Raw genomic sequence first — 15116 nt, 5'->3', positions numbered from 1 at the left:
CTTACAGGAACATCAGGAAGTAGAGCAGGAACACGTTGGCAATCAGCAGCAGTACCCCGGTAGGCACCTGCGCCTTGATAACCGCGTTTTTATCGGGCAGCTCCAGCAGAGCCGCGGGCACGATGTTGAAGTTGGCCGCCATCGGCGTCATCAGGGTACCGCAGTAGCCGGAGAACATGCCAATCGCCGCCATCACCGCCGGGTTGCCGCCGTGCTGCAGAACCAGGATCGGAATGCCGATGCCCGCCGTCACAATCGGGAAGGCGGCAAAGGCGTTGCCCATCACCATGGTCAGCAGCGCCATGCCGATGGCATAAACCGCCACCGCGATAAAGCGGCTGTCGACCGCCAGATACGTCTGGGTAAGGTATGAAATCCCCTCCCCGACCCCGGCCGCGGTAAACAGCAGCCCAAGGGTGGCGAGGATCTGCGGCAGAATAAAGGCCCAGCCAATGGAGTCGAGCAGACGGCGCGCCTCCTGCAGGGGCTGATGCACTTTCTCATGGGTCATTTTGACCGCCATCGCCAGACCAACCAGCGAGCCGACCGTCATCGAGAACAGGGTCACCAGCGTCGAGTGATTGCCCGGCCCGAACAGCGTCTCCTGCAGGCCCGGAATGTGGTTAAACATCAGCACGCCCACCACCGTCACTACCGGGATAGCCAGTGCCGGTAAGAAGAGGCGATTGCCCAGACGCTTTGCGCTGCTCTCACGCTCTTCTGTGGTGCGCTGATGATAGCTGCCCAGCCGCACGCCGCCAAAACCGGCGATCAGCGCCAGCCCGACCACTGCCACACCGACGGCAATATGTACCGTGCGCTTGTCGCCCACCAGCTCGTAGGTCCAGTTGCCGAGCAGGAACAGCAGGCCGTAAATGCCCCAGAACAGGCCGGTGGTGATGCGTCGCGGGTTGGCTTTATCGCGAAACGACATCAGCGCCACGATCAGCAGGATCAGGCCTGCCAGCCAGTAGAGATAGCTTTGCTGGAAATTCATTTCGCTTCTCCCTGCACTTTAGCCAGCTCGCGCTCCAGATGCTTATCCAGGCGGTACAGGCGGGTGGCGTGGATCGCAAAGGCGCAGAGCGCCGTCGGGATACCCCACAGGGCAATATGCAGCGGTTCGGTCTGGATCCCGCCGGATTCGAGCATAAAGTTATGCATAAAGATAATGGCGCCAAAGGCGACAAAGATATCTTCGCCAAAGAACAGCCCGACGTTATCGGTGGCCGCCGACATCGCCCGCAGGCGATAGCGCACCGCCCCCGGCAGTTCGCCATATTTCTTCTCTGCCGCCCCTTCAGCCATCGGTGCCAGCAGCGGGCGCACCATCTGTGGATGCCCGCCGAGGCTGGTCAGCCCCATCGCCGCCGTCGCTTCGCGGACAAACAGATAGACGATCAGCAGACGACCGGCGGTAGCGCTGTGGATCTTCGCGATCCACGCCTGGGCCCGCTCTTTCAGGCCGTGACGCTCCAGCAGGCCGATAACCGCCAGTGGGATCAGCAGGATATACGGCAGGTTGCGGGTGTTGAGGAACCCTTCACCGAGTTTTTCCAGGATGGTGGCGACCGGCATCTGTGCCGCGAGGCCAGTGACGATCCCGGCGACAATGACCACCAGCACCGGGTTAAAGCGTAATAAAAACCCGACCACAATCACCGCGATACCGATGAGTGGCCAGAGGGATAGCGTCTCTGCCATGTTCTGTTTCCTGTTGTGGTGTTTGCAAGTGTGCGTTATGCACTGATTTTTATATTGTTTGCTTCAAATTCTGTACGCAGGCGACGGGCAAAAGCCAGAGCGTGTTCTCCGTCACCGTGAATGCACACCGTCTGCGCGTGCACGGTGGCCCATTCACCGGTAATGCTTTTCACCCGTCCGCGCTGGATCATCTCCAGGGTTTGCGCCAGAGCCTGATCTTCATCGGCGATCAGCGCCCCGGTCTGGGTACGCGGCACCAGGCTGCCGTCAGCCTGATATCCGCGATCGGCGAACACCTCTTCCCGGGTAATCAGGCCATAGCGCGTCCCCGCGCGGATCAGCTCGCTCCCTGCCAGCCCCACCAGAATCAAATCCGGGTCGATGGTAGAGATGGCCCGGGCGATGGCATCGGCCAGATCGCGATCTTTTGCCGCCTGGTTATAGAGCATGCCGTGCGGTTTCACGTGACGCAGCTGCCCTCCTTCGGCGCGCACGATCGCCGCCAGGCCGCCAATCTGGTACAGCACTTGCGCATAGACCGTCTCCGGCGGCAGGGTCATGGCCGTGCGGCCAAAATTTTCCCGATCCGGAAAGCTTGGGTGCGCCCCGATGGAGACCCCATTTTTTAGCGCCTCACGCACGCAGGCCAGCATGGTCTGAGCATCGCCAGCGTGAAAACCACAGGCGATATTGGCTGACGACACCAGCTGTAACAGCGCGGCATCACTGCCGCAGCCTTCGCCTAAATCGGCATTTAAATCAACCGCGATCATGCAACCTCCACGCCAGTTGTTCGATGTATTGCTTCTGGATCCGACGCGCGTCGAGCGCCTCTTCCAGCGTACAGGGGACAAAGTGGATCGGCTGTCCGAGCGGGGCCTGCGCCAGGTGGTACATATCGGCCTCAATGATGCAGGCGATCCGCGGATAGCCCCCGGTGGTCTGGGCATCGTTCATCAGCACGATCGGCTGCCCGTTGTGCGGCACCTGGATTACGCCCGGCAGCAGGCCGTGCGACAGCATTTCACGCTCGGTATTGCGCACCAGCTTCTGCCCCTGCAGGCGATAGCCCATGCGGTTACTTTGCGGGCTGAGCTGCCACGGCAGACGCCAGAGCGCATCCTGCGAGGCCTTATCAAACTCGTGGTATTCCGGCCCCGGCAAAGCGCGCACGCGGTTACCCCATAGCAGCTGCTTAACGCCCTGGGCTTCGAGGAACTCGCGCCCGCCAGGCCGAACCGCCAGCCGATCGCCATCTTTCAGCAGACGCCCTTGGTGGCCGCCGAGGCCCACCTTCAGGTCGGTGCTGAGGGAGTTCATCACCGATGGCACGTCGATGCCACCCGCAATCGCCAGATAGCTACGCATGCCACGCAGGGGGCGATTCAGGGTAAGCTGTTGCCCGGCCTTCACCGGCAGACGCCAGCCGGTCCAGACCGCCGCGCCGTCAAGCCGGGCGTCGCAGCCCGCCCCGGTCAGGGCGAACCAGCCGTCCTGTTCAAATTCAAAGGTGCACTGCCCGAGGGTGATCTCCAGCGCGGCATCGTCCGGGTCGTTGCCCACCAGGATGTTGCCAATCTGCAGGGCCGGTTTATCCAGCGCGCCACAGTAGCTGATCCCCGACTGGCGAAAACCGATGCGTCCGCCGTCCTGTACCGAGGTATAGAGCCCTGCGCGAATAACTTTTAGCATACCCCCTCCTTCTGCGGGATAAACCGCACGGTATCGCCCGGTCGCAGCAGCACCGGCTCATCACGTTCGGGATCGAACAGCGGCAACGGGGTGTGCCCAATCAGCTGCCAGCCGCCAGGGGTGGCTAACGGATAAATGCCGGTTTGCGCCCCGCCAATCCCTACCGAGCCCGCCGGAACCTGCAGCCGGGGTTCATCCCGGCGCGGCGTCGCGAGCTGCTCAGGCAACCCGCCCAGATAAGGAAAGCCCGGCTGAAAACCTAAAAACCAGACCACATAATCAATGGACGAGTGCAGCTCCACGACCTGTTTCTCGGTTAATCCGGCGTGCCGGGCCACTTCGCCCAGATCGGGACCCGCGGCGGTGCCGTACACCACCGGGATTTCAATAAAGCGCGATTCAGGCTCGAGCGCCTCGCTCTCCTCCCACCAGCGCTGCAGACGCTCAATCGCATCCAGCGCAACCGAGTGAGGATTGCGCAACACCACGGTGATGTTATTCATCCCCGGAATGGCTTCCACCACTTCGGGAATTTCACCCAGTCGCTGGGTCAGGCGCCAGATCCGCTTTTGCGTCGCCAGGGTGACCGGCGGCTCGAGCTCCAGTACGACGGCGGTTTCGCCTAACAGATAACAACGTGCTCGCTGCACTTATATACCTCTCATCAGGCTGGATTAGGGATATCCACAAAGGTGACATCCAGGTCAGTGGTTTCCGTCAGCCATTCGCTGAGGGCGCGAATGCCGCCGCGTTCCGTGGCATGGTGTCCTGCCGCATAAAAATGCAGCCCCTGCTCCCGGGCAGAGTGAATGGTTTGCTCCGACACTTCGCCGGTAATAAAAGCATCGACACCAAAGCGCGCCGCACTATCAATAAAGCCCTGCCCACCGCCGGTACACCAGGCGACGCGCTGTACGGTATCTGGCCCGGTATCGCCGCTCCACAGCGGACGACGTCCCAACCGGGCTTCAATCCATGACGCCAGCTCCAGACCCGGGACCGGCATCGAGAGTTCGCCCCAAGGCACCAGCGGCTCAATTTCACCCATGATGGTAATGCCAAGCAGCGCCGCCAGTTGGGCGTTGTTCCCCAGTTCCGGATGCGCGTCCAGCGGCAGATGCCAGCCGTAAAGATTGATGTCGTTTTCCAGCAGCGTTTTCAAGCGATTACGCTTCATGCCGCGGATCACCGGAGACTCGCCTTTCCAGAAATAGCCGTGGTGGACAATGACCGCGTCGGCTTGCTGGCGCACCGCCTCGTCGATCAGCGCCTGGCTTGCGGTCACACCGGTGACAATCTTCTGCACCTGCTCACGCCCTTCCACCTGCAGGCCGTTCGGCGCATAGTCGCTGAAACTTGCGCTGTTCAGCTTGTCGTTAATCAGTCTTTCCAGTTCACTGTTTTTCATTGTTGCTCCCTTACGCTTTCCGGGCGGCTTCATACGCTGCCAGCGTGGCGACGCGTGCCTGTTTATGATCGACAACCGGGCGCGGATAATCGAGGGTGAGCCCCTGCTTGTCCGCCCAGGTCCAGGGGTCATGGATGGCCTTGTCCGGCACGGTAGCCAGCTCCGGCAGCCAGCGGCGGATAAACACGCCGTCGGTATCGAACTTCTGCCCCTGGGTTGTCGGGTTAAAAATACGAAAATAGGGGGCCGCGTCGGTTCCGGTTGACGCCGCCCACTGCCAGCCGCCATTGTTGGCGGCCAGATCGCCATCAATCAGCTGCGAAATAAAGTAACGCTCCCCGGCTCGCCAGTCGATAAGCAGGTCTTTCACCAGGAAGCTGGCGGTGATCATCCGCAGGCGGTTGTGCATCCAGCCGGTTTCATTCAGCTGGCGCATGGCGGCATCGACGATCGGATAGCCGGTCTGTCCATCTTGCCAGGCCTGCAGCTGGGCATCTTCAGCCTGCCACTTCACATTATCAGTCCAGCGGATGAATGGTCGATATTTACATAAATCAGGGTGATACGTCATCAGGTGACGATAAAACTCCCGCCAGATAAGTTCGTTTAGCCACACTGCGCCCGGCCCGCCCTCCAGCGCCTGGGGATGCTCAGCCAGCAATCTGTGCAGGCACTGACGGGGAGACAGCACCCCCAGCGTCAGACAGGCGGAGAGACGGCTGGTACCTTCAATCGCTGGGAAATCGCGCTGGGTTTCATACTCGCCCGCATCGTGCTGGCAGAACTGGCGCAGCCGGGCAATCGCCTCTTTCTCGCTCGCCGGAAACAGCGCTGTATCGAACGGCTGCTGCGGATAGTCAAAATCCAGTGCCACGGGCGTGACCTTCTCGCCTTCGCGCCCGGCAGGTGCCGCCGCACACTCGGGTAGCCCCTCTTTCAGCCGCCGCAGCCAGGCGTTTTTAAACGGCGTAAACACTTTGTACATCTCGTGATTGCCGGTCATGACGCTGCCCGGGGGCAGGATAACGCTGTCATCAAATCCCTGACAGGTCACCACCTCCAGCATACGTTCCAGCTGGCGATCGCGCTGCTGCTCGTTCAGTTCGTACTGGTAGTTATAAAAGAGTTGGGTAACGTCATGCTCGTCACAAAGCTGAACCACTTTCTCAGCCTGCGCCGCAAAATCATCAACCTGGGCATACAGCAGCGGAATGCCTTTATCGGCGAGCTGCTGCTGCAGACCGTTGAGATGGGCGTGAAGAAACGCGGCCTGGCGCGGTGCCATGGCGTGCTGTTGCCACTGTTGCGGCGTGGCGATGAAAAGGGCCAGCACACGGGCATTTTTGTCGCGGCAGGCGGCGGCAAGCGCCAGGTTGTCGTGGATGCGCAGATCGGCGCGAAACCAGACCAGATGGGTGGCCATAACACTCCAGGATTATCGTCTGTAACATCTACAAGTCACCGAGGATACTTTGCTTTAACAAGTGTAGCCATACTGGCATAAAAAAGGCCGCCCTGATGGCGGCCTTAACGCTACTTGTCCTGCGTGAATGAAGTAAGGGTAACGAACACGGCTGGATCGTCACTTCTTACCACGAATACGCTGGCGACAATGAACGCGGTACACAGATAGCGTTTCATTATGCGGTCCCTGCAAACTAACCGCTCCACCGTTCACCACCGGTGATAATCCGGCAGACACAAGCTCTGGTACGAGTTGCAACGGTTGTTGATAGACCTTTCCCGGGACCGGTGCCCATTTGCGAGATGGCGAAAAGGGACGGTTCATAATAGAAGGTATGGCCCGGTGGTAAACCTATGTTCCGCTTCTTTGAGAATATGTTTAGGTCACGCGGTTTGACCACAGGTTTCCGTTCAGCGAGAATGGCCTTCTCTGGTAGAGTTGCAGTCTTCCCAACGGACCGCGAATCCCGAGGGATAAAAAAAACCGCCATATTGCTATGGCGGTTTTTTTATTGCTGCAGGTGCTGTGTGTAGTCTTTCTTAATACTTAATAAAAATCACAAGTGGCTTTTTCGGCCTGATCCATCCACACCGGTTTGTCACTGGTTTTGGCCCAGACGCGATGCAGATAGCTATAAAAACGAGCACGTTCTTTCCAGAAAAGCATCACTGGTAACGCCAGAACACCCGCCAGAACAGCGAAAGTGCGGCGAATAAAAACGATATGTGCCGGATATGCTTTGTAAAATTCCATCATTTTCTCCCCTCTTTCTGGCCGGAAACCCTCTCCGGAAAAGTAAAACTGTTTATCTGATGAAAATAATAACGCTTTGGCTGTAATTTTACTACTCATCCGACCACTTTTTCTTATCCATTTAGTGAATATTTACACATCACGCCGTAATTTAGTTACAGAAAAGTTAAATTTATACTAATCATTAGTTAAATTATGGTTTTATCCCTCTTTATACTTTTTTTACACCTCTCCCTCTGATTTTTGCGAAATCTTTGCGACCGAAATTTTACCCTTTGCACCATTACTAATGTCACCCGGAGGTGAATTGTGAGTGCAGGTGTAATTGCGGGCATCGTGCTGGTATTCCTGTTACTGGGATATCTGATTTATGCCCTGTTGAACGCGGAGGCATTCTGATGGCCGCACAAGGATTTCTGCTTATCGCCGGCTTTCTGCTGGTGCTATTCATACTTGCCCGGCCGCTGGGGATGTGGCTGGCACGGATGATTAACGGCCTGCCGCTCCCTGGGGTGCAAGCCCTTGATGCAGGACTGCTGCGCCTGCTCGGGATCGGCACCGCAGAAATGGGCTGGCGTCACTATCTCATGGCAATTCTGCTGCTGAACGGGGTAGGCCTGGCAGCGCTGTTCGCCATGCTTATGTTGCAGGGATATCTGCCGCTCAACCCGCAGCAGCTCCCCGGCCTCTCCTGGCATCTGGCGCTGAACACCGCCGTCAGCTTTGTCAGCAATACCAACTGGCAGTCCTATGCCGGGGAGACCACCCTGAGCTATTTCAGCCAGATGGCCGGGCTGACGGTGCAAAACTTTCTCTCAGCGGCCAGCGGCATCGCGGTAATCTTCGCCCTCACCCGCGCCTTTGCCCGCCAGAATGTCACCACCCTGGGCAATGCCTGGGTCGACCTGACCCGCATAACCCTGTGGGTGTTGCTGCCGCTGTCGCTGGTCATCGCACTGCTGTTTATCCAGCAGGGCGTGCTGCAAAACCTGCTGCCGTATCAGCCCTTCACCTCGCTGGAAGGGGCCAAACAGCTGCTGCCGATGGGGCCAGTGGCCTCCCAGGAGGCGATCAAAATGCTCGGTACCAACGGGGGCGGCTTCTTTAATGCGAACTCAGCCCATCCGTTTGAGAACCCGACCGCCCTGACTAACGCCGTGCAGATGCTGGCGATCTTTCTGATCCCCACCGCGCTGTGCTTTGCTTTTGGCGAGGCGGTCAGCGATCGCCGCCAGGGGCACGCGATCCTCTGGACCATGTCCATCATATTTGCGATCTGCGCCGCGCTGGTGATGTGGGCGGAGTGGCAGGGCAACAGCCACTTCATGCTGCTGGGTGCCGACAGCAACAGCAATATGGAGGGCAAAGAGAGCCGCTTTGGCATTCTCGCCAGCAGCCTGTACGCCGTGGTGACCACCGCCGCCTCCTGCGGGGCGGTCAATGCCATGCACGACTCCTTCACCGCGCTGGGCGGGATGATCCCGCTGTGGCTGATGCAGATTGGTGAAGTGGTGTTTGGCGGCGTTGGATCGGGCCTGTACGGGATGCTGCTGTTCGTGCTGCTGGCGGTCTTTATCGCCGGGCTGATGATTGGCCGCACCCCGGAATATCTGGGCAAAAAAATCGACGTGCGGGAGATGAAGCTCACCGCGCTGGCGATCCTCGTCACCCCGGCGCTGGTCCTGCTCGGTACCGCCCTGGCACTGATGACCGAGGCCGGACGCAGCGGCATCTTCAACCCCGGGATCCACGGGTTCAGTGAGGTGTTGTACGCGGTTTCGTCGGCGTCCAACAACAACGGCAGCGCCTTTGCGGGGCTGAGCGCCAACTCGCCGTTCTGGAACTGCCTGCTGGCGTTCTGCATGTTAATCGGACGCTTTGGGGTAATTATCCCGGTGATGGCGATCGCCGGATCGCTGGTCAATAAGACCCGCCAGCCCGCCTCTGGCGGCACGCTACCCACCCACGGTGCGCTATTTGTCGGTCTGCTGATTGGCACCGTCCTGCTGGTGGGCGCCCTTACCTTTATTCCCGCCCTCGCCTTAGGCCCGGTCGCGGAACATCTCTCTTTACGCTGATTTTGCGGAGTAATGGTCATGAGTCGTAAGCAACTGGCCCTGCTCGAACCCTCGCTGGTTCGTCAGGCGCTGATGGATGCGGTTAAAAAAATCGACCCGCGCGTGCAGTGGCGCAATCCGGTGATGTTTATTGTCTGGCTGGGCAGCCTGCTGACCACCCTGCTGGCCCTTGCCATGGCAGGTGGGCTGCTTCCAGGGAGCGCCTCGTTTACTGCGGCAATCAGCCTGTGGCTGTGGTTCACCGTGCTGTTTGCCAACGTCGCCGAAGCGCTGGCGGAAGGACGCAGTAAAGCGCAGGCCAACAGCCTCAAAGGGGTGCAGAAAACGGCGTTTGCCCGCAAGCTGCGCGAAGCGAAATACGGTGCCGATACCGACCGGGTGCCGGCGGACACGCTGCGCAAGGGCGACATCGTGCTGGTGGAGGCCGGAGACATTATCCCCTGTGACGGGGAAGTCATCGAAGGGGGCGCCTCGGTGGATGAGAGCGCCATCACCGGCGAATCCGCGCCAGTGATCCGCGAGTCCGGGGGTGATTTTGCCTCGGTCACCGGCGGGACGCGCATTCTCTCCGACTGGCTGGTGATCCAGTGCAGCGTTAACCCGGGGGAGACCTTCCTCGACCGGATGATCGCCATGGTGGAAGGCGCCCAGCGGCGTAAAACCCCGAACGAAATCGCCCTCACAATCCTGCTGGTGGCGCTGACTATCGTCTTCCTGCTGGCGACCGCCACCCTGTGGCCCTTCTCGTCGTATGGCGGCACGGCGGTGAGCGTCACCGTCCTGATTGCCCTGCTGGTCTGCCTGATCCCGACCACCATTGGCGGCCTGCTATCGGCCATCGGCGTGGCGGGCATGAGCCGAATGCTTGCCGCAAACGTCATCGCCACCAGCGGTCGTGCGGTGGAGGCGGCGGGCGACGTCGACGTATTGCTGCTGGATAAAACCGGCACCATCACCCTCGGCAACCGTCAGGCCTCCGAATTCCTGCCCGCCCCGGGCGTGGAGGAAAAAACGCTGGCCGATGCTGCCCAACTGGCCTCGCTGGCGGATGAAACCCCGGAAGGCCGCAGCATCGTGATCCTCGCCAAACAGCGCTTTAACCTGCGCCAGCGCGACGTGCAGAGCTTGCATGCCACTTTTGTGCCCTTTACGGCGCAGACGCGGATGAGCGGGATTAACTTCCAGGAGCGGATGATTCGTAAGGGCTCGGTGGATGCCATTCGCCGGCATATCGCCGCCAACAACGGCCACTTCCCGCCGCAGGTCGATACTCTGGTGGAGAACGTCGCCCGTCAGGGGGCCACCCCGCTGGTGGTGGCCGAAGGGGCTACCGTGCTGGGGGTGATCGCCCTGAAGGACATCGTCAAAGGCGGCATCAAGGAGCGTTTTGCCCAGCTGCGTAAAATGGGCATCAAAACGGTGATGATCACCGGGGATAACCGTCTGACCGCCGCCGCCATTGCCGCCGAAGCGGGGGTGGATGATTTCCTCTCCGAGGCAACGCCGGAGGCCAAACTGGCGCTGATCCGCCAGTACCAGGCTGAAGGACGGCTGGTGGCGATGACCGGGGATGGCACCAACGACGCCCCGGCCCTCGCCCAGGCGGATGTGGCGGTGGCGATGAACTCCGGCACCCAGGCGGCAAAAGAGGCGGGGAATATGGTCGACCTCGACTCCAACCCGACCAAGCTGATTGAGGTGGTGCATATCGGCAAACAGATGCTGATGACCCGGGGCTCGCTGACCACCTTCAGCATCGCCAACGACGTGGCGAAATACTTCGCCATCATCCCGGCGGCGTTTGCAGCGACCTATCCGCAGCTGAATGCCCTCAACGTGATGCACCTGCACTCCCCCGCCTCGGCCATCCTGAGCGCGGTGATCTTTAACGCCCTGATCATTGTCTTTCTGATCCCGCTGGCGCTGAAAGGGGTGAGCTACAAGCCGCTCACCGCCGCCGCCATGCTGCGCCGCAATCTGTGGATTTACGGTCTGGGTGGGCTGGTGGTGCCCTTTATCGGCATTAAGGCCATCGACCTGGTACTCACCCTGTTCGGGCTGGTTTAAGAGGAAAATCAAATGGCTATGTTACGTCCCGCTATACTGTTGTTTATTCTGCTGGCCCTGATCACCGGGGGTGCCTATCCGCTGGTAACTACCGCCCTGGGGCAGTGGTGGTTTGCCGACCAGGCTAACGGATCCCTTATCCGCCAGCAGGAGGAGATCCGCGGTTCCCGCCTGATTGGACAAGACTTTACCGGAGCAGGTTACTTTCACGGACGTCCTTCCGCCACGGCAGAAAGCCCGTATAATCCGCTGGCCTCGGGCGGCAGCAACCTGGCGGGCAGCAACCCTGAGCTGGATAACGCCGTTCGCGCACGGGTTGCGGCATTACGCGTCGCCAACCCGCAGGCCAGCCAGGCGGTGCCGGTTGAGCTGGTGACCGCCTCGGCCAGCGGGCTGGACTACAGCCTGACGCCGCAGGCCGTCGCCTGGCAGATCCCGCGCGTGGCGCAGGCGCGTCAGATAGCGCCCGCGCAACTCAGCCAACTGGTAGCGGAACATACCCAAAAACCGCTGTTCAGCGCGATGGGCGGGGCGGTGGTCAACATTGTTGAATTAAATCTGGCGCTGGACGCACTAAGGAAACCCTAAATGATCGACGAGCCTCAGCGCCCGGACCCGGACAAATTACTGGAGCAGGCTGCCGCCCCCCATCGCGGCAAGCTGAAAATCTTCTTCGGCGCCTGCGCGGGCGTCGGTAAGACCTTCGCCATGCTCAGTGAAGCGCAGCGTCTGCGCGCCCAGGGGCTCGATATTTTGATCGGCGTGGCGGAAACCCACGGTCGTCAGGAGACCGCCGCCCTGCTGGCCGGGCTGGCGACCCAGCCGCCCCGGCGCATTCATCATCGCGGGCGCCTGGTAACCGAATTCGATCTCGATGCCGCCCTCGCCCGCCGTCCGGCGCTGATCCTGATGGACGAGCTGGCACACAGCAACGCCCCCGGCTCGCGCCACCCTAAACGCTGGCAGGACGTCGAAGAGCTGCTTGAGGCGGGCATCGATGTCTTTACCACCGTCAACGTCCAGCATCTGGAGAGTCTTAACGACGTGGTCAGCGGCGTCACCGGGGTTCAAGTCCGGGAGACCGTCCCGGACCCGTTCTTCGACGCGGCGGACGAAGTGGTGCTGGTGGATCTGCCCCCGGACGATCTGCGCCAGCGCCTGCACGAAGGCAAGGTTTACATTGCCGGGCAGGCCGAGCGGGCCATCGAACACTTCTTCCGTAAAGGCAATTTGATCGCCCTGCGCGAGCTGGCCCTGCGCCGCACCGCCGACCGGGTGGACGATCAGATGAGGGCCTGGCGCGATCGTCAGGGCGAGGAAAAAGTGTGGCATACCCGCGATGCGATCCTGCTCTGTATCGGTCACGGCAGCGGCAATGAAAAGCTGGTGCGTACCGCCGCGCGTCTGGCGGCGAAATTCGGCAGCGTCTGGCACGCCGTCTACGTCGAGACCCCGCAGCTGCACCGCCTGCCGGAGAACCAGCGCCGCGCCATTCTCAGCGCCCTGCGGCTGGCCCAGGAGCTGGGGGCTGAAACCGCTACCCTGGCGGAACAGGCAGAAGACAAAGCCATTTTGCGTTACGCCCGGGAGCATAACCTCGGCAAGATTGTTATCGGCAGGCGTTCCCATCGCCGCTGGTTCAACCGGGACACCTTTGCTGACAGGCTGGCGCAGCGTGCGCCGGACCTCGACCTGCTGATCGTCGCCCTCGACGACAAGCCCGCGGCCCTGCCCGCCAGAACCCCGGATAACAGGACGTTCAGTGATAAATGGCGGATCCAGCTGCGCGGCTGTCTGGTGGCGGTGCTGCTCTGCGCCCTGATCACCGTTATCGCCAGCCAGTGGCTACCGGAATTTGACGCCGCCAACCTGGTGATGATCTACCTGCTTGGGGTGGTGGTGGTGGCACTGTTTTACGGCCGCTGGCCCTCGGTGCTGGCTACGGTGATCAACGTGGTCAGCTTCGATCTCTTTTTCATCGCCCCGCGCGGCACTCTGGCGGTGTCGGACGTGCAGTATGTCCTCACCTTTGCCGTGATGCTGGCGGTGGGCTTGCTGATCGGCAACCTGACGGCGGGGGTGCGCTATCAGGCGCGGATCGCCCGCTACCGCGAGCAGCGCACCCGCCATCTGTATGAGATGTCGAAGGCGCTGGCGGTGGGCCGCACGCCGCAGGATATCGTTCAGACCAGCCAGCAGTTTATTCACTCCACCTTTCACGCCCGCAGCCTGATCCTGCTGCCGGATCAGGAGGGCCAGCTGCGCCCGCTGACCCCGGCCTCGGGCATGACGCCCTGGGATGAGGCCATTGCCCGCTGGAGCTTTGACAAGGGCCAGCCCGCCGGGGCGGGAACCGATACCCTGCCCGGCGTGCCGTATCTTATCCTGCCGCTGCAGCATCAGGGGGTGGTCATCGTCGAGCCGTCCAACCTGCGTCAGCTGATGATCCCCGAGCAGCAGCGCCTGCTGGAGACCTTTACCCTGCTGGTTGCCAATGCCCTCGAGCGGCTGGCACTGACCGCCAGCGAAGAGCAGGCGCGGTTAGCCAGCGAGCGGGAGAGCATTCGCAACTCGCTGCTGGCGGCCCTCTCCCACGATCTGCGCACCCCGCTGACGGTGCTGTTCGGCCAGTCGGAGATCCTGACCCTCGACCTGGCGGCCGAGGGCTCCCGCCACGCCCCGCAGGCCAGCGAGATCCGCCAGCACGTCCTGAATACCACCCGGCTGGTGAACAACCTGCTGGATATGGCGCGGATCCAGTCCGGCGGCTTTAACCTGAAAAAAGAGTGGCTGACGCTGGAAGAGGTGATCGGCAGCGCCTTAAAAACGCTGGAGCCGGGTCTGGGTGGCCGGCATATCGCGCTCGATATGGCCGATCCGCTGGCGTTGATCCACGTGGATGGCCCACTGTTCGAGCGGGTGCTGATTAACCTGCTGGAGAACGCAGGGAAATACGCGGGGAGCAGAGCGCAAATCGGTATTCATGCCAGCGTCACTCCCGAACAGCTGCAGCTGGAGGTGTGGGATACCGGTCCCGGCATTCCGGCGGGTCAGGAACAGGCTATCTTTGATAAGTTCGCCCGTGGGAATAAGGAGTCCGCCATTCCCGGCGTCGGGCTGGGGCTGGCCATCTGCCAGGCGATTGTTGAGGTCCACGGGGGCACCATCACGGCCCATAACCGTCCCGAAGGGGGAGCCGGTTTTTGTGTTACACTGCCGCGCGATACGCCACCCGAACTGAATGAATTCCCAGAGGATTTGTGATTAACGTCCTGATTGTTGAAGATGAACTCGCTATCAGCCGTTTTCTGCGCGCCGCGCTGGAAGGTGAAGGGCTGCGCGTCCACGAGGCCGGAACGCTGCAGCGGGGTTTGATTGAAGCCGCTACCCGTAAGCCGGATCTGGTGATCCTCGATCTGGGTCTGCCGGACGGCGACGGCCTCGACTTTATCCGGGAAGTGCGCCAGTGGAGCCAGATGCCGATCATTGTGCTCTCGGCGCGTCTGGAAGAGACCGACAAAATTGCCGCGCTCGATGCCGGGGCCGACGACTATCTCAGCAAGCCGTTTGGCATTGGCGAACTGCAGGCGCGTCTGCGCGTTGCCCTGCGCCGCCACGCAACTACCTCCCCTGCCGACCCGGTGTATAGCTTCTCTGATATTCGCGTCGATTTGGCCTCACGGCGCATTCAGCGGGGTGAGACGGAAATCCACCTGACCCCTATCGAGTTCCGCCTGCTGGCGGTCCTGCTCAACAATCACGGCAAGGTGCTCACCCAGCGCCAGCTGTTAAGCCAGGTCTGGGGACCGAATGCGGTGGAGCACAGTCACTACCTGAGGATTTATATGGGACACCTGCGGCAAAAACTCGAGGCGGACCCCGCGCGTCCACGCCACCTGTTAACCGAAACCGGGATTGGCTATCGGTTTATGCTTTGAGCACAAAAAAA

Annotated in this window: 14 protein-coding genes; 6 read left to right on the top strand and 8 right to left on the bottom strand. The window is 60.8% G+C overall.

Annotated features, from left to right (window positions below; genetic code table 11):
* Position 1 precedes the first annotated feature (1 nt).
* The 8 genes from G7090_RS06510 to G7090_RS06475 all read right to left on the bottom strand — a co-directional run bounded on the left by G7090_RS06510 (position 2) and on the right by G7090_RS06475 (position 7022).
* Positions 2-997 carry a DUF979 domain-containing protein gene (locus G7090_RS06510; protein WP_106992368.1) on the bottom strand — a complete coding sequence of 332 codons (996 nt, stop codon included), beginning with the start codon at positions 995-997 and terminating at the stop codon, positions 2-4.
* Positions 994-1704: a DUF969 domain-containing protein gene (locus tag G7090_RS06505; protein ID WP_106992367.1), complete on the bottom strand. Its 711-nt coding sequence runs from the start codon at positions 1702-1704 to the stop codon at positions 994-996. The genes G7090_RS06510 and G7090_RS06505 overlap by 4 nt, the downstream gene beginning before the upstream one ends.
* A 35-nt stretch (positions 1705-1739) precedes the next feature.
* Positions 1740-2474 carry a 5-oxoprolinase subunit PxpA gene (gene pxpA / locus G7090_RS06500; RefSeq protein ID WP_166185117.1) on the bottom strand — a complete coding sequence of 245 codons (735 nt, stop codon included), beginning with the start codon at positions 2472-2474 and terminating at the stop codon, positions 1740-1742.
* The gene (pxpC, locus tag G7090_RS06495; protein ID WP_166181879.1) at positions 2464-3396 is read right to left on the bottom strand and encodes a 5-oxoprolinase subunit PxpC; all 933 of its coding nucleotides are present in this window, start codon (positions 3394-3396) and stop codon (positions 2464-2466) included. The genes pxpA and pxpC overlap by 11 nt, the downstream gene beginning before the upstream one ends.
* Complete coding sequence (gene pxpB / locus G7090_RS06490; protein WP_166181878.1) at positions 3390-4046, bottom strand: 5-oxoprolinase subunit PxpB; 657 nt, start codon at positions 4044-4046, stop codon at positions 3390-3392. Before pxpB ends, pxpC begins: the two co-directional genes overlap by 7 nt.
* Before the next feature lie 14 nt (positions 4047-4060).
* Positions 4061-4804: a type 2 GTP cyclohydrolase I gene (locus G7090_RS06485; protein WP_166181877.1), complete on the bottom strand. Its 744-nt coding sequence runs from the start codon at positions 4802-4804 to the stop codon at positions 4061-4063.
* A 10-nt stretch (positions 4805-4814) separates the two neighbouring features.
* Complete coding sequence (gene phrB, locus G7090_RS06480) at positions 4815-6227, bottom strand: deoxyribodipyrimidine photo-lyase (RefSeq protein WP_166181876.1); 1413 nt, start codon at positions 6225-6227, stop codon at positions 4815-4817.
* 588 nt (positions 6228-6815) lie between these two features.
* Complete coding sequence (locus G7090_RS06475) at positions 6816-7022, bottom strand: YbfA family protein (RefSeq protein WP_106992808.1); 207 nt, start codon at positions 7020-7022, stop codon at positions 6816-6818.
* Between the two features lie 309 nt (positions 7023-7331).
* On the opposite strand from G7090_RS06475, the gene kdpF reads away from it, so the two are divergent.
* Genes kdpF through kdpE form a run of 6 tightly spaced genes read left to right on the top strand, consistent with a single transcriptional unit; the run spans position 7332 to position 15105 of the window.
* Positions 7332-7421, top strand: a complete 90-nt coding sequence (gene kdpF, locus G7090_RS06470; RefSeq protein WP_071886481.1) for a K(+)-transporting ATPase subunit F — start codon at positions 7332-7334, stop codon at positions 7419-7421.
* Complete coding sequence (gene kdpA / locus G7090_RS06465; protein WP_166181875.1) at positions 7421-9100, top strand: potassium-transporting ATPase subunit KdpA; 1680 nt, start codon at positions 7421-7423, stop codon at positions 9098-9100. The genes kdpF and kdpA overlap by 1 nt, the downstream gene beginning before the upstream one ends.
* 18 nt (positions 9101-9118) lie before the next feature.
* The gene (gene kdpB, locus G7090_RS06460) at positions 9119-11167 is read left to right on the top strand and encodes a potassium-transporting ATPase subunit KdpB (protein WP_166181874.1); all 2049 of its coding nucleotides are present in this window, start codon (positions 9119-9121) and stop codon (positions 11165-11167) included.
* Positions 11168-11179: 12 nt separating this feature from the next.
* On the top strand, positions 11180-11755 hold the full coding sequence (kdpC, locus tag G7090_RS06455) for a potassium-transporting ATPase subunit KdpC (RefSeq protein ID WP_166181873.1): 576 nt from the start codon (positions 11180-11182) through the stop codon (positions 11753-11755).
* Positions 11756-14431: a two-component system sensor histidine kinase KdpD gene (gene kdpD, locus G7090_RS06450; RefSeq protein ID WP_166181872.1), complete on the top strand. Its 2676-nt coding sequence runs from the start codon at positions 11756-11758 to the stop codon at positions 14429-14431.
* The gene (gene kdpE / locus G7090_RS06445; protein ID WP_166181871.1) at positions 14428-15105 is read left to right on the top strand and encodes a two-component system response regulator KdpE; all 678 of its coding nucleotides are present in this window, start codon (positions 14428-14430) and stop codon (positions 15103-15105) included. The genes kdpD and kdpE overlap by 4 nt, the downstream gene beginning before the upstream one ends.
* Positions 15106-15116: the final 11 nt, after the last annotated feature.

Origin of the sequence: Leclercia sp. 29361, assembly GCF_011290365.1 — a bacterium.
GTDB classification, from domain to species: Bacteria; Pseudomonadota; Gammaproteobacteria; order Enterobacterales; family Enterobacteriaceae; genus Enterobacter; species Enterobacter tamurae.
This window is presented reverse-complemented; position numbering and strand designations above follow the sequence as displayed.

Coding starts and splice junctions, on each gene's coding strand:
- G7090_RS06510 (WP_106992368.1), bottom strand. CDS start 997: ATGAATTTCCAGCAAAGCTATCTCTACTGGCTGGCAGGCCTGATCCTG.
- G7090_RS06505 (WP_106992367.1), bottom strand. CDS start 1,704: ATGGCAGAGACGCTATCCCTCTGGCCACTCATCGGTATCGCGGTGATT.
- pxpC (WP_166181879.1), bottom strand. CDS start 3,396: ATGCTAAAAGTTATTCGCGCAGGGCTCTATACCTCGGTACAGGACGGC.
- G7090_RS06485 (WP_166181877.1), bottom strand. CDS start 4,804: ATGAAAAACAGTGAACTGGAAAGACTGATTAACGACAAGCTGAACAGC.
- phrB (WP_166181876.1), bottom strand. CDS start 6,227: ATGGCCACCCATCTGGTCTGGTTTCGCGCCGATCTGCGCATCCACGAC.
- G7090_RS06475 (WP_106992808.1), bottom strand. CDS start 7,022: ATGGAATTTTACAAAGCATATCCGGCACATATCGTTTTTATTCGCCGC.
- kdpA (WP_166181875.1), top strand. CDS start 7,421: ATGGCCGCACAAGGATTTCTGCTTATCGCCGGCTTTCTGCTGGTGCTA.
- kdpB (WP_166181874.1), top strand. CDS start 9,119: ATGAGTCGTAAGCAACTGGCCCTGCTCGAACCCTCGCTGGTTCGTCAG.
- kdpC (WP_166181873.1), top strand. CDS start 11,180: ATGGCTATGTTACGTCCCGCTATACTGTTGTTTATTCTGCTGGCCCTG.
- kdpD (WP_166181872.1), top strand. CDS start 11,756: ATGATCGACGAGCCTCAGCGCCCGGACCCGGACAAATTACTGGAGCAG.